The organism is Variovorax sp. TLI9-5A, from assembly GCF_056867935.1.
In genome coordinates this window covers 2,974,599-2,991,874 of the sequence record NZ_CP200310.1, presented here as the reverse complement: position 1 = coordinate 2,991,874, position 17,276 = coordinate 2,974,599, and the positions used below count along the sequence as shown (strand labels likewise).

Here is a 17,276-nt window from a genome sequence, read left to right as displayed (position 1 = left end):
AGAGAGAGACGGTTCAGGGAGAGCATGGCGCCATTATTGGCACGCCGGCCTTTCCCTCCTGCTGCCCCCGTCCGCCCCGGTCTCTTCCGCGCTTCAGGCCTGTGCCAGTTCCTTGCGCAGCTGCTTCGCCGCAGCCACCATGTTCGACAGCGCCGCCTCGGTCTCGGGCCAGCCGCGGGTCTTGAGGCCGCAGTCGGGGTTGATCCACAGGTTGGCGGGCGGCACCACGTCGGCGGCCTTGCGCATGAGCCGCACGATTTCTTCGACCGAAGGCACGCGCGGCGAGTGGATGTCGTACACGCCCGGACCGATCTCGTTCGGGTAGCGGAAGCCGCCCGAATTGTTCTCGCCGCCGAAGCCGCGCAGCAACTCCATGTCGGAGCGGCTGGTCTCGATGGTGATCACGTCCGCGTCCATGGCCGCGATCTCCGGCAGGATGTCGTTGAACTCCGAATAGCACATGTGCGTGTGGATCTGCGTCTCGTCGCGCACGCCCGAAGCGCTGATGCGGAAGGCGCGCGTGGCCGACTTCAGGTACGCGGGCCAGCCCGCGCGGCGCAGCGGCAGGCCTTCGCGGATGGCCGGCTCGTCGATCTGGATGATGCCTATGCCCGCGCCCTCTAGATCGACCACTTCGTCGCGAATGGCCCACGCGATCTGCTCGCAGGTGGTGGCGCGCGGCTGGTCGTCGCGCACGAAGGACCACTGCAGGATGGTGACGGGGCCGGTCAGCATGCCCTTCATCGGCAGCTTGGTCAGGCTTTGCGCGTAGGCGGTCCATTCGACCGTCATCGGCGCCGGTCGCGCCACGTCGCCGAAGATCACCGGTGGCTTGACGCAGCGCGAGCCGTACGACTGCACCCAGCCGTTGGCGGTGAAGGCAAAGCCGTCGAGCTGCTCGCCGAAGTATTCGACCATGTCGTTGCGCTCGGCCTCGCCATGCACCAGCACGTCGATGCCCAGCTCTTCCTGCTTGCGCACGGCCAGCGCGATCTCGGCGCGCATCTTCTCGCGGTAGCCGGGCGCGTCGAGCTCGCCGCGCTTGAACGCAGCACGCGCGGCGCGGATGTCGGCGGTCTGCGGGAACGAGCCGATGGTGGTGGTCGGCAGCGCGGGCAACGCGAAACGCGTGCGCTGCACCAACTGGCGTAGCCCGAAGGGCGAGACGCGGCTGTCGTCACCGGACACGCTGCGCGCCAGGCGCAGGGCCACGTCCGCACGATGCACGCGGGGGCTGACGCGGCGTGCTTCCACCGCGGCGCGAGCTGCGGTGAGTTCTGCCGCGACCGAGGCCTCGTTGCCATCGATGGCCGCGCGCAGCACGCGCAGCTCGTCGAGCTTCTCGACGGCAAAGGCGAGCCACGACTTCAGTTCCGCATCGAGCTTCGTCTCCGCCGCGAGGCTGAACGGCACGTGCAGCAGCGAGCACGACGGTGCAATCCACAGCTCGCCCTGGTGCTTCTCGGCCACCGGCCTGAGCTTGGCAAGCGCCGCGTCGACATCGGTGCGCCAGATATTACGGCCATCGACCACGCCGACCGACAGCACCTTGTGCGCCGGCAGCCAGTCGGCCACGCCGGTGAGTTCCTGCGGCGAGCGCACCGCGTCGACGTGCAGGCCGGCCACCGGCAGCTGGCAGGCCAGGCGCAGGTTGTCCGACAGCGGCGAGAAGTACGTGGCCAGCAGCAGCTTCGGCGCGCTGCGGGCGAGTTGCCAGTAGGCGCGCTCGAAGGCATTGCGCCATGCATCGGGCAGGTCGAGGCCGAGGATGGGCTCATCGATCTGCACCCACTCCACGCCCTGCTGCTTCAGCCGCGTGAGCACCTGCTCGTACACCGACAGCAGCGCGTCGAGCAGCGAGAAGCGGTCGAAGCCGGCCGCCTTCTCCTTGCCGAGGTACAGGAAGCTCAGCGGCCCCAGCAGCACGGCCTTGACCGCATGGCCGGCCTGCTGCGCCTGCGCCACTTCGTCGAAGAGGCGCGTCGACGCGAGCCTGAACTGGGTGCGCGCATCGAACTCGGGCACGAGGTAGTGGTAGTTGGTGTCGAACCACTTGGTCATCTCCAGCGCGAAGGTGCCTTCGCTACCGTGCGTGCAGCCTTCGCCATGCGCGTGAGCCGCCTCGCTCTCCACGCTGCGCGCCATCTTGAAGTAGCGCGAAAGTTCAGGCTCGTCGCCATGGAAGCCGAAGCGCGCCGGCTCGCAGCCCAGCAGCTGGATGTGATTGGCCACGTGGTCGTAGTAGGCGAAGTCGCCCACCGTCACGAAGTCGAGCCCCGCATCGCGCTGGGCCTGCCAGTGGCGGGCGCGCAGCTGCTCGCCGACCGCTTCGAGCGCGGCACGGTCGATCTCGCCGCGCCAGTGCTTCTCGAGGGCGAACTTGAGTTCCCGGTGCGCGCCCATGCGCGGAAAGCCGAGGGTGTGGGTACGGGTGGTCATTTGCAGGTAATCCGGTCGCTGATCTTGGAACCTGCGATGGTCGGCGTTTGGGGCATATGATTCAAACGAAACCTTTTGCCCATTCGATTGAATATTTTTCATGCAGTCCGTCATGCAGCAATCGATCCTTGAAATACGCCACCTGCGCACGCTCATCGCGCTGCGCGACACAGGCAGCCTCGTGCGCGCCGCGCAGCTGCTCAACCTCACCCAGTCGGCCCTGTCGCACCAGATCAAGCTGCTCGAAGACCGCTACGGCGCGCAGCTGTTCGAGCGCAAGTCGGTGCCGCCGCAGTTCAGCACCACAGGCCTGCGGCTGCTGCAGCTGGCCGACACCGCGCTGCCGCTCATCGAGGAAGCCGAGCGCGACGTGGCCCGGCTCGCGCTGGGGCGCAGCGGCCAGTTGCGCATCGTGGTCGAGTGCCACACCTGCTTCGACTGGCTCATGCCGGCCATGGACGCCTTCCGCCAGCGCTGGCCCGAGATCGAACTCGACATCGTCTCGGGCTTCCACCCCGACCCGATCGCGCTGGTGATGCAGAACCGCGCCGAGGTGGCCATCGTGTCCGAGCAGGACCCCGGCGAAACCGTGGACTACCACGCGCTGTTCCGCTTCGAGATCATGGCGCTGCTGGCCAACGATCACCCACTCGTGGCCAAGGCCTACCTCACGGCGCGGCACTTCGCCGACCAGACGCTCATCACCTACCCCGTGCCCGACGACATGCTCGACATCGTTCGCCAGGTGCTCGGCCCCGCCGGCGTGGAGCCAGCGCACCGGCGCACCACCGAACTCACCGTGGCGATGCTGCAGCTGGTGGCCAGCGGACGCGGCGTGGCGACGCTGCCCCTGTGGGCGGTGCAGAACTACCTGGACCGCGGCTACGTCACGGCCCGCCGTGTCGGCAGCAAGGGGCTGACGGGGCGGCTCTACATGGCGTGCACGCAAAACACCTCGGCGCAGCCCTGGCTCGCGGACTTCGTGCGCGTCACGCGCGAGAGCTGCTTCAAGAGCCTGCCGGGCATCGAGCTGCTGTAAAGACGCCCGGGCATTCGGCAGAATCGCCCGCACACACCACCGAGGACCCGAGGACGGAAGGACCCGCATGGCTCTGAAAAAGAAAGGCCGCTACTGGTACGGCGACGGCCCTGAAGACACGCAAACCGAGATCCAGCGCTACAGCAAGGCCAACAAGTACCTTGCCACGCGCTTCGCCGCATCGGCCTGCACCTGCGGCGATCGCGTGTTCAGGCTGGAAAGCGACGAAGACACCGGCGCGGCACTCCGCACCTGCACGGCCTGCGGCAACGAGCACCTCATGGGCGACAGCGCCGAGTACGCGGACGAGGCCGAGTTCGAAGGCCACGAATGCGTCTGCGGCGAGGAAAGCTTCGAGCTGCTGTCGGGCGTGGCGCTCTACACCGACAGCAACGATGTGCGCTGGTACTACCTCGGCTGCCGCTGCACCAGCTGCAGCCTCGTCGGCGTCTTCGCCGACTGGAAATGCGAAGGCGGCGACGCCGACGTTTTTCTCGCCGCTGTCTGAGTACCGCCGTCGCACATCGCCTCGGCAAGCCACGAACGGAAGGCCGCTACTTTCGGACGGTCATGGCTGGCCGGCGGGTACACGAGGTGGTAGGCGAAGCCGTCGAGCAGCGAAGCCTTGAAGAGCCGCACCAGCCGGCCTTCGGCCACGTCGTTCGCCACCAGCGCCGCGGGCAGCAGGCCGACGCCCTGCCCTGTCTGCACCGCCCCAAGCAACAGGCCGGCATCGTCGAACGACGGTCCGCGCACCGGGCCCGCATCGGCCACGCCCTGCGCCGCGAACCACAGGCGCCAGCCCTTGCGCTGCGCGTCGTTCACGCGCGGCCAGCGCAGCAGATCGGCTGGCTTCGCGGGCTTGCCCTGCTCAGCGAGCAACGAGGGCGCGGCAACGGGAACAACCTCGACTGTCAGCACGCAGTGGCTGACGAGCCCCGGGTGCTGGCCCGTGCCGTGGCGGATGGCGACGTCCACGCCGTCGCGCGAAAAATCGGCCAACGCGTTGCTCGCCTGCACCTGCAGGTCGATGTGCGACCGTGGGCTGGGGCCGGACGGCGAACCTTCCTCGGGCGGCTTCAGGGGGTTGGCGGTGTTCGCCTTCTTCTATGGCGCGTTCTACGGCGGCTTCGTCGCGTTGCTGCCGGCGCTGGTGATGGACTACTTCGGCGGACGCAACATCAGCGCGATCATCGGCGTGCTCTACACCAGCGTGGCCTTCGGCACGCTGGTCGGTCCGGCCGCCGCGGGCTATGCCTTCGACATCAGCCGCAGCTACCTCCTGCCGATCTTGTTCAGCGTGGGAGCCAACCTGGTAGCGGCCGCCATCATGTGGTCGATGTCGCGGATGGATGCCCGTGCAAAGCTGGTCACGGCTGGCGAACTGCGCTGTACAGTGGGGAAATGACACAACCGCAACCCGAAGTTACCGTCAGCCCGTCTCCTTCACAGCAGATTGCGCAGATCGAACTCACCGAGACCCAGGCGTTCATGCGCGCCTGGGTTCTGTTCGCCGTGCTGTTCGCGGTGGTGCTCGGCCTGCTGTGGCTGCTGCAGTCCCGCTACAGCTGAGCCGACAGACGCGGCGGGCTCAGGAAGCCTTCTGCACCAGCTTCAGCACGCTGGAGAAATCGAGCGCGCCGTGGCCGGCGAGGCTGTGGGCCGCATACAGGCTGCGCGCCAGCCCACCCAGTGGCGTGGCCGCACGCACGGCGGTGGCGTTTTCCTGGGCCAGCCCCAGGTCCTTGAGCATGAGGTCGGTGCCGAAGCCGCCGGCATAGTTCTTCGAGGCGGGCGAGGTTTCCATCACGCCGGGCATCGGGTTGTATTTTTCCAGCGCCCAGTTGCCGCCCGAGCTGCGGCGCATGATCTCCGACAGCACCTTCGGATCGAGCCCGTTGGCCACGCCCAGCGCCAGTGCCTCGGAGGTGCCGATCATCAGGATGCCCAGCAGCATGTTGTTGCAGATCTTCGCGGTCTGCCCCGCACCGGCCGCTCCGGCGTGGAAGATGTTGGCGCCCATCTTCTCCAGCACCGGGCGCGCGCGCTCCAGGTCTTGCACCTCGCCGCCGACCATGAAGGTCAGCGTGCCGGCAATGGCACCGCCCGTGCCGCCCGACACCGGCGCATCGATCATCGCGATGCCCTTGGCCGCGGCCGCTTCCGCCACCTTGCGCGAGGTGGCAGCAGCGATGGTGCTGCTGTCGATCACCAGCGTTCCGGCGCGGATGCTGTCGAGCAGGCCGGGCTTGCCCGCACCGCCAAGGAACAGGCCCTCGACGTGCGCGCTGGCCGGCAGCATGCTGATGACAACTTCGGCATCCGCCACCGTCTCCGCGGCCGAACGGGCAATGGGCAGGCCCTCGGCGCCGAACTTCGCGCAGGCCTCGGCCGAGAGGTCGAAGGCGGCGAGCGCGTGGCCGGCCTTGTGCAGGTTCATGGCCATTGGGCCGCCCATGTTGCCCAGGCCGATGAAAGCGATCTTCATGTGTCTTGTCTCCGTTGTTCTGTGCAGGAATCGGTGCGTGCGGGTCAGACCAGCGATGCCAGCTCTGCCGGCATCTCGCCGCGCGGGCGCAGGTGGTCTTCGACGAAAGCAGGCGTGATCTCTTCGAGCGTCGCCGGGCTCCAGCGCGGATTGCGATCCTTGTCGACCAGCACCGCGCGGATGCCTTCGGCGAAGTCCTTGTGCGCGCAGAAGCCGAGCGAGGCCCAGTATTCGAGGCGGAACACCTCGGCCAGCGACATGCGCAGAACGCGCTGCCACAGCTCGAAGCTCAGCGCGGCCGAGCTGGGCGCGCCCTTGGCGAAGGTCTTGGCCGCGGTCTGCAGCCATGCGTCGTCGCTCTGCAGATCGCGCAGGCGCTTCGCGATGTCGAGCAGGTCGTCGCCCGCCATCAGCGCGTTGATGGTGTCGTAGTGCTCGCGCACCTTCGAGGCCGGCATCTCGGCGCCCTCGCCCGCCTTGGCGAGGATGCGCGACAGCGTGGCGCGGTCGGCCTTGTTCTCGCCGGCCCACTTCGTCGAGGCGATGGCTTCCAGCACTTCGCTCTTGCGCTCCTGCGGCACCAGCGCGTCGGCAAGGCCGCAGAAGATGGTGTCTGCCGCGTTGACGTTGGCAGCCGTGAGCGCCAGGAACAGCCCGGTGCGGCCCGGCGTGCGGCGCAGGAACCAGCTGCCGCCCACGTCGGGGTACAGGCCGATGTTGATCTCGGGCATGGCGATGCGGCTTTGCAGCGTCATCACGCGGTGCGATGCGCCGGCCAGCAGGCCCACGCCGCCGCCCATCACGATGCCGTGGCCCCAGCACAGGAAGGGCTTGGGGAAGGTGTGGATCAGGTAGTCGAGCTCGTACTCCTCGCGGAAGAAGTCTTCGGCGTAGGTGTTGCGCTCGGGGCCGCAGTCGAGCAGCGTCTGGTAGAGCTGGCGCAGGTCGCCGCCGGCGCAGAAGGCCTTGTCGCCTGCCGCCTGCAGCAGCACGCCGACGATGCCTGCGTCGCTCGCCCACTCCCGCAGCTTGGGCGTGAGCAGCCGCACCATGTCCACGGACAGCGCGTTGAGCGAAGCCGGTGCGTTGAGCGTGGCCACCGCGAAGCGCTGGCCGCCGGCGGTCTTGATTTCGTCGAAGAGAACTACGGAGTCGGTCATTGTCTTGAGAGGTTCTGGATGCAGGGCTTCAGCGGATATCGCTGTCCCCTTCCAGCAATTTTCGCGCAACGATCACGCGCATGATCTCGTTCGTGCCTTCGAGGATCTGGTGCACGCGTGTATCGCGCACCAGGCGCTCCAGCGGGAACTCGCCCAAGTAGCCGTAGCCGCCGTGCAGCTGCAGCGCGTCGTTGCAGACATTGAAGCCCGCGTCGGTCGCGAAGCGCTTGGCCATCGCGCAATAGGTGCTGGCGTCCGCATGGCCGGCATCGAGCCTGGAAGCCGCGAGCCGCACCATCTGCCGTGCCGCGACCAGCTCGGTCGCCATGTCGGCCAGCTTGAACTGCAGCGCCTGGAAGCTCGCCAGCGGCTTGCCGAACTGCTGGCGCTCGTGCAGGTAGCGGCGCGCCGCGTCGAGCGCGCCCTGCGCCGCGCCCACCGAGCAGGTCGCGATGTTGATGCGCCCGCCGTCCAGCCCCTTCATGGCGATGCGAAAGCCTTCGCCTTCCTTGCCCAGCAGGTTCTGCGCGGGAATGCGCACGTTGTCGAAGTTGATGGTGCGCGTGGGCTGGCTGTTCCAGCCCATCTTGTGCTCCTTCTTGCCGTAGCTGACGCCCGGCGCGTCGGCCGGCACCGCGAAGGCCGAGACGCCACTGGCGCCCGCACCGCCGGTGCGCGCCATCAGCACCAGCACGTCGGTCGAGCCCGCGCCGGAGATGAATGCCTTGCCGCCGTTGATGACGTACTCGGCTCCCTGCAATTCAGCGCGCGTCTTGAGCGAGCCCGCATCCGAGCCGGCACCGGGCTCGGTCAGGCAGTAGGAAGCCAGCTTGCGCCCGCTCGTCAGCTCTTCGCCCCACTGGCGTGCCACCTCATCGGTGGCCCAGGTGCCCAGCATCCACGTCGCCATGTTGTGGATGGTGATGAAGGCGGTGGTCGAGGGGTCGACCGCGGCCATCTCCTCGAACACCAGCGCGGAGTCGAGCCGCGGCAGGCCGAGGCCGCCGATGCGCTCGGGCGCATACAGGCCGCAGAAACCCAGCTCGCCGGCCTTGGCGATCGCCTCCCTCGGGAAGATGGCTTCCGCGTCCCACTGCGCCGCGTGCGGCGCGAATTCAGCCTGAGCGAAGTCGCGCGCCGTTTCGGCGAACGCGCGCTGCTCCTCGGAAAGTTCGAAGTCCATCCGCCGGGCTTCTTCTTACTTGAGGCTGATCGTGGTGTTGACGCCGTGCGAAACGGTGCTGTCGTCGAACCAGCGCGCCGTCACCGTCTTGGTCTGCGTGTAGAACAGCACCACCTGCTTGCCGTACGGCCCCAGGTCGCCGAGCTTCGAAGCACGCGAGCCGGTGAACGAGAACATCGGGACCGGCACCGGAATCGGCACGTTGATGCCCACCTGGCCCACGTCGATGTCTTCCTGGAAGCGGCGCGCAGCGGCGCCCGACTGCGTGAAGATCGCCGTGCCGTTGCCGTTCGGGTTGCTGTTGATCAGATCGATGGCCTCGTCGATGTTCTCGGCATCGGCGATGCACAGCACGGGGCCGAAGATTTCCTGGTCGTAGATGGTCATGCCGGGCTTCACGCCGGTGAAGATCGTCGGGCCCACGAAGTTGCCCTTCTCGTAGCCGGGCACAGTGGGCTTGCGGCCGTCGAGCACCAGCTTGGCGCCGTCGGCTTCGCCGCGTTCGATGAGGCCGTTCACGCGGTCATACGCGGCGCACGACACCAGCGGGCCCACGTCCACGCCCTTCTCGGTACCGGCGCCGATCTTCAGCGTCTTAGCCTTCTCGATGAGTTCTGGCACCCAGTTGCGCGCCTCGCCCACCAGCACCGCCACCGACACCGCCATGCAGCGCTGGCCCGCGGCGCCGAAGCTGGCGCCGGCCAGCGCATTGAGCGTCTGCTCCTTGTTGGCGTCGGGCATCACGATGGCGTGGTTCTTCGCGCCCATCATGCATTGCGCGCGCTTGCCGGCCAGCGTGGCGCGGTTGTAGACGTGCGTGCCGACCTTGGTCGAGCCCACGAAGCTGATCGCCTTGATGTCCTTGTGGTCGCAGATGCCATTGACGATGGCTTCGCCGCCATGCACCACGTTCAGCACGCCTGGCGGAATGCCGGCCTCGAGCGCAAGTTCGCACAGGCGCATGGTGACCATCGGGTCCTGCTCGGAGGGCTTGAGCACGAAGGTGTTGCCGGTGACGATGGCCATCGGGAACATCCACAGCGGGATCATGGCCGGGAAGTTGAACGGCGTGATGCCGGCGCACACGCCCAGCGGCTGCAGCAGCGTGTAGGTGTCGACGCCGTTGGCCACGTTGTTGGCCAGCTCGCCGAGCTGCAGGTTGCCGATGTTCGATGCGTGCTCGACCACTTCGAGGCCGCGGAACACGTCCCCTTCGGCATCGGGCAGCGTCTTGCCCTGCTCGGCCGTGAGGATCGCGGCGAGCTCGCCCATGTTCTCGCGGATGAGCTGCTGCAGCTTGAGGAAGATGCGCGCGCGGGCGCCGATGGGCGTCTTGCGCCAGGTCTTGAAGGCTTCCTTGGCGGAAGCAACGGCCGCGTCGAGTTCGGCCTGCGTGGCGAAGGGCACGCGCGCCAGCACTTGCTGCGTGGCGGGGTTGACGACGTCGCGCCATTCGGTTGTCTTCGATTCGACCAGCTTGCCGCCGATCAGCAGCTTGACGGTGGCGACCTGGGTAGAGGGCGTGGTGGTGGCGTCCATGGGGTTTGTCTCCTGTGAATCCTGTGAAAGCGGCGCCGGGCGAGCCGGGTCGGTCACGCATCCTAGCTTTGCAGATTTGCCATGACAATAGACAAAATTGCGCGACCGCTTTGCAAAAATGCAGAGCCTCACATTCGGAACCACCCGAGGCACGAAAGCACATGGACTGGGACAACCTGCGGTACTTCCTGGAGCTGGCCCGCTCGGGCACGCTGATGAGCGCGGCACGCCGGCTGGAGGTCGACCACACCACCGTGGCGCGCCGCATCCAGGCGCTCGAGAAGGAAGTCGGCGCCCCGCTGTTTTCGCGCGAATCGGGCGGCCACCGGCTCACCGAGGCCGGTCGCAGGCTGCAGCCGCAGGTCGAGGCGATGGAAAGCGCGTTCCAGGCCGTGGAAAGCACTGCGCCGGCCTCACAGGAAGGCCTTTCGGGGCTGGTGCGCATCGGCGCCACCGAGGGCTTCGGCACGATGGTGCTGGCGCCGCAGCTCGCGCTGTTCGCGGTGCGGCACCCGAAGCTCACCATCGACCTGCTCGCGATGCCGCGGCTGGTGCACCTGTCGCGGCGCGAGGCCGATATCGTGATCTCGCTCGAACGCCCGGCGCGCGGGCCGGTGGTGGTCGCCAAGCTCACCGACTACACGCTGCGCCTGTACGCATCGAAGCAGTACCTGTCGGCGCACAAGCCCATCCGTACGCGCGAGGACCTGCGCGGCCACACCTTCATCAGCTACGTGGACGACCTGCTCTTCAGCAAGGAGCTGCAGTACCTCGACGAGCTGCACCGCCCCGACGCCTTCGCGCTGCGCAGCACCAGCGTGCTCGCGCAGCACAGCGCGGTGGCGGCGGGCGCGGGCATCGCGGTGCTGCCGGCCTTCGTCGCCGAGCACGACAGCGCGCTGCGCCCCGTGTTGCCTGGGCAGGCGAACTTCACGCGCACCTTCTGGATGTCGATGCCGGCGGAGACCAAGCACCTCGCGCGCATGCAGGCGGTGTGGAACTTCCTGCGCGAGACGGTGCAGGAGCGGCAGCCGCTGTTGCTTCTGCCGCCGCCCGGCGAAGAGAATGGCGCGAGCGGCCCGCCGCAGCGCCCGGCCCGCCCGCGCAAGCCAGCAGCCCCGTAACGAGCAACGCAAACCCCTACACGGAGACACGCCCCATGCCACGCCATCGCCCTGCCCGCCTGGAACACATCGCCGGCATCGGCGTCGACCGCATGGGCGCCATTGCCGACGATGCAGACGGCCCGCCCTTCCTGCGGCTGGAGAACCTCGATGTCGACATCCCGCCCGACCCCGAAGCCGTCGCGCGCACCGTGCAGGCCGCGTCGTTCGACCCGGACAACAGCTACCTGCCCTTCGTCGGACAGTCGCGGCTTCGTGACGTGGCGGCGCGGCACGTGTCGGCGCTCTCGGGCGTGGAATACAGCGGCGCGCGCAACTGCGTGATCTCGGCGGGCGGCCTCTCGGGCATCCTCAATGCGCTGCTCGCCACCGTCGAGGTGGGCGACGAAGTGCTGGTGACCGATCCGACCTACGCCGGCCTGCTCAACCGCATCCGCCTCGCGGGCGGCACACCGAAGTACGTGCCCTTCAGGTTCACGCCCGGCGGCGAATGGAAGCTCGACCGCGAAGCTCTGCAGACAGCCGTCGGCCCGCGCGTGCGCACCATGCTGCTGATGTCGCCCTCGATGCCCTCGGGCGGCTGCTTCGACGAGGAAGACTGGCGCGCCATCGCCGCGCTGTGCGTGCGGCACGACATCACGCTGATCCTCGACACCGCGATGGAACGCCTGCTGTACGACGGCCGCAAGGTCATCCACCCTGCAGGCCTGCCCGGCATGGCCGAGCGCACCATCACCGTGGGCTCCTCGGCCAAGGAACTGCGCATGATCGGCTGGCGCGTGGGCTGGACCGTTGCGCCCGAGAGCTACATGCCCGACCTCGTGGCCGTGTCGCTCGCCAACGTGGTGGTGCCGGTGGGCATCGCGCAGGACGCGGTGGCTACGGCGCTGGAGCAATCGCCTCGCACGCTCGCGCCCTACGTGGCCGAGCTGGAGCGGCGGCGCGACACGGTGCTCGACGAACTCAAGGGCCTGCCGGTCGGCTTGCCGGGCGGCGGCTGGTCGCTGCTGCTGCGCACCAGCGACTTCGGTATCGACGGTCAGACGCTGTCTGAACGCCTGCTGGCGCACCGCGTCTGCGCCACGGCGATGACGGGCTGGGGCGAGACGCACGGGGCGCAGTATTTGCGCTTCGTGTTCTCCAACGAGCCGGTGGAGCGGCTGCGGGGGTTGGGGGACAAGGTGCGGGCGGCGCTGGGGGTCTAAGGCCACAACGGCGGATCGCTGCCCGGCGGCATCGAAGGCCGCAACCACGCGGCGGGCGTGCGCTGCAGTTGCGCGCTGTGGCGCAACGCGGCCAGCCTGCCGAAGCCGGAGTCCGAGATTTCGACATACGGCTTCAGGTCGGGCTTTGGAGCCGAGAGCCCATCCTGCACACGCCCGAGGCCGCGCAGCCACTGCCCCGTCTGCGCGAGCGACACCTGCACGTGCCAGCTGCCGCCCTCCCGCTGCTGGCGCCAGAGCGCGACGGCAGCGCCGAAGGCGATCAGGTAGCCGGTGGCTTCGTCGAGGATCTGCATGGGCAGCGGCTTGGGCTTGCCGTCGCCGGCGGCCTCGCCCTCGGCGTGGTTGAAGCCCATGGCGGTCTGCACCAGCGAATCGAAGCCGCGCCGGCCGGCCCACGGGCCTTTCGTGCCGTATGCGTTGAGCGATACGCAGACGATGCCCGGCCGCAGCCGCGCCAGCGCCAACGGCCCGAAGCCGCGCGCCTCGATACCGCCCGGCCTGTAGCCCTGCACGAACACATGCGCATCGGCCACCAGCCGTCGAAGCGCGATCCGCCCTTCCTCGGTCCGCAGGTCGGCATGCGCCGAGAGCTTGCCCCGGCTGGTGTCGGCGATTGCGGCGATGTTCGGCAGGTTCGGTGAATTCACGAGCATCACGTCGGCGCCATAGGCCGCGAGCGCGCGTCCGCCGACCGGCCCCGCCAGCACGCGCGTGAGGTCCAGCACACGCAGGCCCGATAGGGGCCGCTGGTCTTCGCGCAGCGGCGGCAGTGCGAGCGGCGGTGCATCGCCGATGCGCTCGACGGTGAAGAGAGGCTGCGCGGCGATGGCCTGCCCTTGCGGGGTGGTGTCCCATTCGTCGAAACGCCGCAATGCCGTCGCGACAAGTCCGGCTGCGGCGGCCGCGTCCTCGAAGTCGAGCGCGCGCCACCGGGCCATGGCCGCCTCGGCATCCGCGCGCGTGGCAGTGGCCGGGTCGAGCTTCATCAGCCGCAGCGCGCCGTCGCGGTGATGCGCGAAATTCGCGTGCACGCGCACCCAGCCATCGGCGCAGCGGTAAAGCCCCGAGAACTCGTCCCATTGCGGCGGCACCTGCCCGCCGAGGCTGAACCAGCCCATGCATTCCAGGGCTGCGTGCAGCATGTCGACGCTCACCTGCTGGCGCGCCGTCCCGCGCAGGTGGCCCAGTTCGCAGGCCGCGAGCGCGGCTGCGGCGACGGTGGACTGCGCGGCCGCACCCACCGCGAAGGAGGACGGCAGCACCGGGTCGACGCCGGTGAGCCGCGCGAATGCCAGCGCTTCTTCGGGAAGCCCCGCCTGCCGCCAGATGCCGCCGAGAACCTCGCTCGCATTCGTCATGCCCGTGCTCCAAAGCAGAAAGGGCAGGTCCGCATCACGGCCCTGCCCTCGTTCGTCATTGCGTTCGCCGCACTTACTGGATCAGCTTCGCCCCGGTCTTCGCCTGCAGCGCGTCGAAGCTGACGCCCGGCGCCAATTCGACGACCTTCAGGCCCTCGGGCACCACGTCCATCACGGCCAGGTCGGTGATGATGCGGTCGACCACGCCCACGCCGGTCAGCGGCAGGGTGCACTTCTCGAGGATCTTCAGGTCCTCGGTGCCGTCCTTCTTCTTCGCGACGTGCTCCATCAGCACGATCACGCGCTTCACGCCGGCCACGAGGTCCATCGCGCCGCCCATGCCCTTGACCATCTTGCCGGGGATCATCCAGTTGGCGAGGTCGCCCTTGGTGCTGACCTGCATCGCACCCAGGATCGACAGGTTGATCTTGCCGCCGCGGATCATCGCGAAGCTGTCATGGCTGCCGAAGATGGCCGAGCCGGGCAGCGTGGTCACGGTCTGCTTGCCGGCGTTGATCAGGTCGGCGTCGACCTGGTCTTCGGTGGGGAACGGGCCGATGCCGAGCATGCCGTTCTCGCTCTGCAGCCACACTTCCTTGTCGCCGGTGTGGTTGGCCACCAGCGTCGGAATGCCGATGCCGAGGTTGACGTAGAAGCCGTCTTCGAGCTCCTGGGCGGCGCGGGCCGCCATCTGGTCTTGGGTCCAGGGCATCTCAGGCTCCTTCTTTCTTGTTGACGACCTTGGCGGGTACTTCGCTGCCTGCAGCGGCGGCGGCAATGGCGGTCTGCGCCTCGACCTTGGCGGCGGCGGCGTCGACCGGCGCGGCGGCGCTCACGGTGCGCTTCTCGATGCGTTTCTCGGGGTTCGCGTTGAGCACGATGCGGTGCACGTAGATGCCCGGGAGGTGGATGTCGTCGGGAGCCAACTCGCCCACTTCCACGATCTTCTCGACCTCGACGATGCAGATCTTGCCGGCCATGGCGGCGGCCGGGTTGAAGTTGCGTGCCGTCAGGCGGAAGCGCAGGTTGCCCGACTTGTCGGCCACGTCGGCCTTCACCAGCGCCACGTCGGGCACGAGCGAACGTTCCATCACGTAGGTTTCGCCGTCGAACTCGCGCAGTTCCTTGCCTTCGGCCACTTGCGTGCCCACGCCGGTCTTGGTGAAGAAGGCCGGGATGCCCGCGCCGCCGGCACGCAGCTTCTCGGCCAGCGTGCCCTGGGGCGTGAATTCGAGCTCGAGTTCGCCGGCCAGGTACTGGCGCTCGAACTCCTTGTTTTCGCCCACGTAGGAGGCGACCATCTTCTTGATCTGGCGCGTTTCCAGCAGCTTGCCGAGGCCGAAGCCGTCGACGCCCGCGTTGTTGGAGATGACGGTGAGGTTCTGCACGCCGGAATCCTTGAGCGCGTCGATCAGCGCTTCAGGAATGCCGCAGAGGCCGAAGCCGCCGACCGCGAGCATCTGCCCGTCGGCGACGACCCCCTTGAGTGCCGCGTCAGCGGTAGGAAAAATCTTGTTCACTCGAGCTCCTTGATGGATGAATGAGAGTGGTGAAAGCGGGAGGAAGACAGCCCTGAACGATACTACGTACCTGCATACGTAGTATTTCGTAATGGTGACCCCCGATGCCCGAGATCGATTACCGGCTGGCCTTTGAACACGCCCCCGTCGGCATGGTGGTGTCGAGCAACCGCATCATCGTGGCGTGCAACCTGCGCGTCTGCGAGATATTCGGCGCAACGCCCTCCGCGCTGGTCGGGCATTCCTTCAGCATCCTCTACCCCAGCGTGGCCGAGTTCGAGCGCATCGGCAAGCGCATGGAGCCCTTCCTCAACGCCAGCGGGCACTACGCCGACAACCGCATGATGAAGCGCCTCGGCGGCCTGCACGGCGCCATCGCGGACGAAACCTTCTGGTGCCACGTCACCGGCCACGCCATGAACCGCGCCGCCCCGCACGAGGCCGGCATCTGGACCTTCGAGGACCTGGGCTCGCGCCGCGCAGTCAAGGCCGAGCTCACGCCGCGCGAGCGCGAGGTGGCGGCGCAGGTGATGCGCGGGCTGACCTCGAAGGAAATCGGCAAGGCGCTGGGCATCAGCCACCGCACGGTGGAACTGCACCGGGCCCGGCTGATGCGCAAGTACGCGGCCGCGACCACGGCCGAACTGGTGCAGAAACTGATCGCCGGCTAACCGGCGACTTCGATGCTCAGGCGCACCATGTCGCGCAGCACGATGCCGTCCTGCTTCTGCAGCCTGGCGGCCAGCAGCAGCGGCCACGGTGTCGAGTCGTCGGGGGTGGCACGGCGTATCTGCGGCCGGAGCGTTGCCTTCTTGCTCGTCATCTATTTCTGTCTGCTTCCATGGGTAGTCGGTGCCGGATTCTCGCGTTGCACGCAGACCCGCCGATCCCAAAGACCCGCCCGAAGTTCCGGCCGGTTGCCGCTTGATCGTTGCGAAAACAGAAACGCCGTGTCGTCGAAACGCCTGCGCTGGAGCGCTCTGCGAAGCCTATCGTGGAGGTCATCAAGGGCGACAAGCCCGCAACCACACAGGAGTCCGAAATGTCCACCCCCATCCATTCCGAACGCAGCCTTCTGCTGCAGACCCAAGCCTCCGTCGCCCGCGCCCATGCGCTTGCCGTGCGGAAGCTGCCGGTCGCGATGACGCTCTCCGCGATCATCCTGTCGATCATCAACGTCAAGCTTTAGCGCGCGGAATCATTCGGGCTTGATGTCCGCCGACTTGATCACCTTCGACCACGTCGCGAGTTCCTGGTCGACGAATTTCGCGAGCGTCGGCGAGTCCATGTAGGTGGCGAAGGCGCCCTGCTCGTCCACCTTCTTGCGAAAGGCTTCGCTCTCCACGATCTTGCGCAGTTCCGCGCTGAGCCTGTTGACGACTTCCGGCGGCGTCTTCGCCGGCGCGAACACCGCGAACCACGACTCGACCTCGTAGCCCGGCAGCCCCGCCTCGGCCGAGGTCGGCACGTCGGGCATCGACGGATGCCGCTTGCTGCCCGTGTACGCCAGCGGCTTGATGCGCCCGCCCGCGAAATGGCCGATGACCGAGGGCGGCGTGGTGATGAACATGTCCACGTTGCCCGAGATCAGGTCGTTGATCGCCGGACCCGAGCCCTTGTAGGGCACGTGCGTCATGGCCTGCTTCGTCTGCCGCGACAGCAGCTCGCCCGCGATGTGCTGGATCGAGCCGTTGCCCGAGGAGGCGTAGAAGAGCCCGCCCTCCTTCTTCTTGCCGTACTCGATGAGCTCCTTCATCGACTTCACCGGCAGCTTGCCGCTCACCGCGACCACGTGCGGCGCACGCATCACCATCGCCACCGGCACGAAGTCCTTGGTGGGGCTCCAGCGGATGTTCGGGTAGAGCGAGGGATTGCCGACGTGATAGCCCGAGTACTGCATCAGCAGCGTGTAGCCGTCGGGCGCGGCGCGCGCCACGAACTCGGTGCCGATGTTGCCGCTGGCGCCGGGCTTGTTGTCGATCACCACGGGCTGGCCCAGCGCGCGCTGCAGCGGGTCGCCGACCAGCCGCGCCATGATGTCGGTCGATCCGGCCGGCGCGGTCGGCACGACCATGGTGATGGGTTTCGAGGGCCAGGCTTCGCCGGCCGCCGCGGCCGAAGCGGCCAGGGCAAGGCCTACCGCGAGAAGGCGGTGGATGGGTTTCATGGTTTGTCTCCGGTTGTTTGTATTCGCTCGCCT

Annotated in this window: 17 protein-coding genes and 2 pseudogenes; 8 read left to right on the top strand and 11 right to left on the bottom strand. The window is 67.8% G+C overall.

Annotation, left to right across the window (positions count from 1 at the left end; genetic code table 11):
• Nucleotides 1–93: 93 nt before the first annotated feature.
• Nucleotides 94–2,439, bottom strand: a complete 2,346-nt coding sequence (metE, locus tag AC1VNX_RS14215) for a 5-methyltetrahydropteroyltriglutamate--homocysteine S-methyltransferase (RefSeq protein WP_483157265.1) — start codon at nt 2,437–2,439, stop codon at nt 94–96.
• A 112-nt stretch (nt 2,440–2,551) separates the two neighbouring features.
• On the opposite strand from metE, the gene AC1VNX_RS14210 reads away from it, so the two are divergent.
• Together AC1VNX_RS14210 and AC1VNX_RS14205 are read left to right on the top strand one after the other, a co-directional pair.
• Nucleotides 2,552–3,478 (top strand): LysR family transcriptional regulator, encoded by a 927-nt coding sequence (locus AC1VNX_RS14210; protein ID WP_301509473.1) that lies wholly within the window; start codon nt 2,552–2,554, stop codon nt 3,476–3,478.
• A 67-nt stretch (nt 3,479–3,545) separates the two neighbouring features.
• Nucleotides 3,546–3,986 carry a hypothetical protein gene (locus AC1VNX_RS14205; RefSeq protein ID WP_483157264.1) on the top strand — a complete coding sequence of 147 codons (441 nt, stop codon included), beginning with the start codon at nt 3,546–3,548 and terminating at the stop codon, nt 3,984–3,986.
• On the opposite strand, the pseudogene AC1VNX_RS14200 reads toward AC1VNX_RS14205, so the two are convergent.
• A pseudogene (locus AC1VNX_RS14200) lies at nt 3,887–4,510 on the bottom strand (LysR substrate-binding domain-containing protein); the annotation flags it as partial. The gene AC1VNX_RS14205 and the pseudogene AC1VNX_RS14200 sit on opposite strands and share 100 nt — an antisense overlap.
• 37 nt (nt 4,511–4,547) lie before the next feature.
• Here AC1VNX_RS14200 and AC1VNX_RS14195 point away from each other — a divergent pair.
• Nucleotides 4,548–4,886, top strand: a pseudogene (locus AC1VNX_RS14195) (MFS transporter); the annotation flags it as partial.
• Entirely contained in the window at nt 4,883–5,050 is a 168-nt protein-coding gene (locus AC1VNX_RS14190) for a hypothetical protein (RefSeq protein WP_483157263.1), read from the top strand. The pseudogene AC1VNX_RS14195 and the gene AC1VNX_RS14190, both read left to right, overlap by 4 nt.
• 19 nt (nt 5,051–5,069) lie before the next feature.
• Here the strand turns inward: AC1VNX_RS14190 and mmsB are convergent, their stop codons facing one another.
• The 4 genes from mmsB to AC1VNX_RS14170 are packed head-to-tail and all read right to left on the bottom strand — an operon-like array spanning nt 5,070 to nt 9,848.
• Nucleotides 5,070–5,966 carry a 3-hydroxyisobutyrate dehydrogenase gene (mmsB, locus tag AC1VNX_RS14185; protein ID WP_483157262.1) on the bottom strand — a complete coding sequence of 299 codons (897 nt, stop codon included), beginning with the start codon at nt 5,964–5,966 and terminating at the stop codon, nt 5,070–5,072.
• 44 nt (nt 5,967–6,010) lie between these two features.
• Nucleotides 6,011–7,126, bottom strand: a complete 1,116-nt coding sequence (locus AC1VNX_RS14180; protein ID WP_483157261.1) for an enoyl-CoA hydratase/isomerase family protein — start codon at nt 7,124–7,126, stop codon at nt 6,011–6,013.
• Nucleotides 7,127–7,154: 28 nt separating this feature from the next.
• A complete protein-coding gene (locus AC1VNX_RS14175) occupies nt 7,155–8,309 on the bottom strand; it encodes an acyl-CoA dehydrogenase family protein (RefSeq protein ID WP_483157260.1) in 1,155 nt (384 codons plus the stop codon).
• A 15-nt stretch (nt 8,310–8,324) separates the two neighbouring features.
• Nucleotides 8,325–9,848: a CoA-acylating methylmalonate-semialdehyde dehydrogenase gene (locus tag AC1VNX_RS14170; RefSeq protein ID WP_301509463.1), complete on the bottom strand. Its 1,524-nt coding sequence runs from the start codon at nt 9,846–9,848 to the stop codon at nt 8,325–8,327.
• Between the two features lie 161 nt (nt 9,849–10,009).
• Here AC1VNX_RS14170 and AC1VNX_RS14165 point away from each other — a divergent pair, with 161 nt between their 5' ends.
• Nucleotides 10,010–10,972: a LysR family transcriptional regulator gene (locus tag AC1VNX_RS14165; protein ID WP_483157259.1), complete on the top strand. Its 963-nt coding sequence runs from the start codon at nt 10,010–10,012 to the stop codon at nt 10,970–10,972.
• 35 nt (nt 10,973–11,007) lie between these two features.
• Nucleotides 11,008–12,177 carry a pyridoxal phosphate-dependent aminotransferase gene (locus tag AC1VNX_RS14160; RefSeq protein WP_483157258.1) on the top strand — a complete coding sequence of 390 codons (1,170 nt, stop codon included), beginning with the start codon at nt 11,008–11,010 and terminating at the stop codon, nt 12,175–12,177.
• On the opposite strand, the gene AC1VNX_RS14155 is transcribed toward AC1VNX_RS14160, so the two are convergent.
• From AC1VNX_RS14155 to AC1VNX_RS14145, 3 genes are all read right to left on the bottom strand, one after another.
• The gene (locus AC1VNX_RS14155) at nt 12,174–13,556 is read right to left on the bottom strand and encodes a CoA transferase (RefSeq protein ID WP_483157257.1); all 1,383 of its coding nucleotides are present in this window, start codon (nt 13,554–13,556) and stop codon (nt 12,174–12,176) included. The two genes, AC1VNX_RS14160 and AC1VNX_RS14155, sit on opposite strands and share 4 nt — an antisense overlap.
• 73 nt (nt 13,557–13,629) lie before the next feature.
• Nucleotides 13,630–14,268 carry a 3-oxoacid CoA-transferase subunit B gene (locus AC1VNX_RS14150; RefSeq protein ID WP_301509459.1) on the bottom strand — a complete coding sequence of 213 codons (639 nt, stop codon included), beginning with the start codon at nt 14,266–14,268 and terminating at the stop codon, nt 13,630–13,632.
• 1 nt (nt 14,269) lies between these two features.
• Nucleotides 14,270–15,076: a CoA transferase subunit A gene (locus tag AC1VNX_RS14145; RefSeq protein ID WP_483157256.1), complete on the bottom strand. Its 807-nt coding sequence runs from the start codon at nt 15,074–15,076 to the stop codon at nt 14,270–14,272.
• A gap of 104 nt (nt 15,077–15,180) precedes the next feature.
• On the opposite strand from AC1VNX_RS14145, the gene AC1VNX_RS14140 reads away from it, so the two are divergent.
• Nucleotides 15,181–15,747, top strand: coding sequence for a LuxR C-terminal-related transcriptional regulator (locus tag AC1VNX_RS14140; protein WP_301509457.1), 567 nt, complete (start codon nt 15,181–15,183; stop codon nt 15,745–15,747).
• Here AC1VNX_RS14140 and AC1VNX_RS14135 read toward each other — a convergent pair.
• Nucleotides 15,744–15,899 carry a hypothetical protein gene (locus AC1VNX_RS14135; protein ID WP_483157255.1) on the bottom strand — a complete coding sequence of 52 codons (156 nt, stop codon included), beginning with the start codon at nt 15,897–15,899 and terminating at the stop codon, nt 15,744–15,746. The two genes, AC1VNX_RS14140 and AC1VNX_RS14135, sit on opposite strands and share 4 nt — an antisense overlap.
• 219 nt (nt 15,900–16,118) lie before the next feature.
• Here AC1VNX_RS14135 and AC1VNX_RS14130 point away from each other — a divergent pair, with 219 nt between their 5' ends.
• Nucleotides 16,119–16,265: a hypothetical protein gene (locus AC1VNX_RS14130; protein ID WP_301509455.1), complete on the top strand. Its 147-nt coding sequence runs from the start codon at nt 16,119–16,121 to the stop codon at nt 16,263–16,265.
• A 9-nt stretch (nt 16,266–16,274) separates the two neighbouring features.
• Here AC1VNX_RS14130 and AC1VNX_RS14125 read toward each other — a convergent pair whose 3' ends face one another.
• Nucleotides 16,275–17,243, bottom strand: coding sequence for a Bug family tripartite tricarboxylate transporter substrate binding protein (locus AC1VNX_RS14125; RefSeq protein WP_483157254.1), 969 nt, complete (start codon nt 17,241–17,243; stop codon nt 16,275–16,277).
• Nucleotides 17,244–17,276 lie beyond the last annotated feature (33 nt).

What these genes read in the sequence shown, in the direction of transcription:
- AC1VNX_RS14140 (WP_301509457.1), top strand. Translation starts at nt 15,181, where the DNA reads ATGCCCGAGATCGATTACCGGCTGGCCTTTGAACACGCCCCCGTCGGC.
- metE (WP_483157265.1), bottom strand. Translation starts at nt 2,439, where the DNA reads ATGACCACCCGTACCCACACCCTCGGCTTTCCGCGCATGGGCGCGCAC.
- AC1VNX_RS14150 (WP_301509459.1), bottom strand. Translation starts at nt 14,268, where the DNA reads ATGCCCTGGACCCAAGACCAGATGGCGGCCCGCGCCGCCCAGGAGCTC.
- AC1VNX_RS14135 (WP_483157255.1), bottom strand. Translation starts at nt 15,899, where the DNA reads ATGACGAGCAAGAAGGCAACGCTCCGGCCGCAGATACGCCGTGCCACC.
- AC1VNX_RS14155 (WP_483157257.1), bottom strand. Translation starts at nt 13,556, where the DNA reads ATGACGAATGCGAGCGAGGTTCTCGGCGGCATCTGGCGGCAGGCGGGG.
- AC1VNX_RS14170 (WP_301509463.1), bottom strand. Translation starts at nt 9,848, where the DNA reads ATGGACGCCACCACCACGCCCTCTACCCAGGTCGCCACCGTCAAGCTG.
- AC1VNX_RS14160 (WP_483157258.1), top strand. Translation starts at nt 11,008, where the DNA reads ATGCCACGCCATCGCCCTGCCCGCCTGGAACACATCGCCGGCATCGGC.
- AC1VNX_RS14190 (WP_483157263.1), top strand. Translation starts at nt 4,883, where the DNA reads ATGACACAACCGCAACCCGAAGTTACCGTCAGCCCGTCTCCTTCACAG.
- AC1VNX_RS14165 (WP_483157259.1), top strand. Translation starts at nt 10,010, where the DNA reads ATGGACTGGGACAACCTGCGGTACTTCCTGGAGCTGGCCCGCTCGGGC.
- AC1VNX_RS14205 (WP_483157264.1), top strand. Translation starts at nt 3,546, where the DNA reads ATGGCTCTGAAAAAGAAAGGCCGCTACTGGTACGGCGACGGCCCTGAA.
- AC1VNX_RS14125 (WP_483157254.1), bottom strand. Translation starts at nt 17,243, where the DNA reads ATGAAACCCATCCACCGCCTTCTCGCGGTAGGCCTTGCCCTGGCCGCT.
- AC1VNX_RS14175 (WP_483157260.1), bottom strand. Translation starts at nt 8,309, where the DNA reads ATGGACTTCGAACTTTCCGAGGAGCAGCGCGCGTTCGCCGAAACGGCG.
- AC1VNX_RS14210 (WP_301509473.1), top strand. Translation starts at nt 2,552, where the DNA reads ATGCAGCAATCGATCCTTGAAATACGCCACCTGCGCACGCTCATCGCG.
- AC1VNX_RS14180 (WP_483157261.1), bottom strand. Translation starts at nt 7,126, where the DNA reads ATGACCGACTCCGTAGTTCTCTTCGACGAAATCAAGACCGCCGGCGGC.
- mmsB (WP_483157262.1), bottom strand. Translation starts at nt 5,966, where the DNA reads ATGAAGATCGCTTTCATCGGCCTGGGCAACATGGGCGGCCCAATGGCC.
- AC1VNX_RS14130 (WP_301509455.1), top strand. Translation starts at nt 16,119, where the DNA reads ATGTCCACCCCCATCCATTCCGAACGCAGCCTTCTGCTGCAGACCCAA.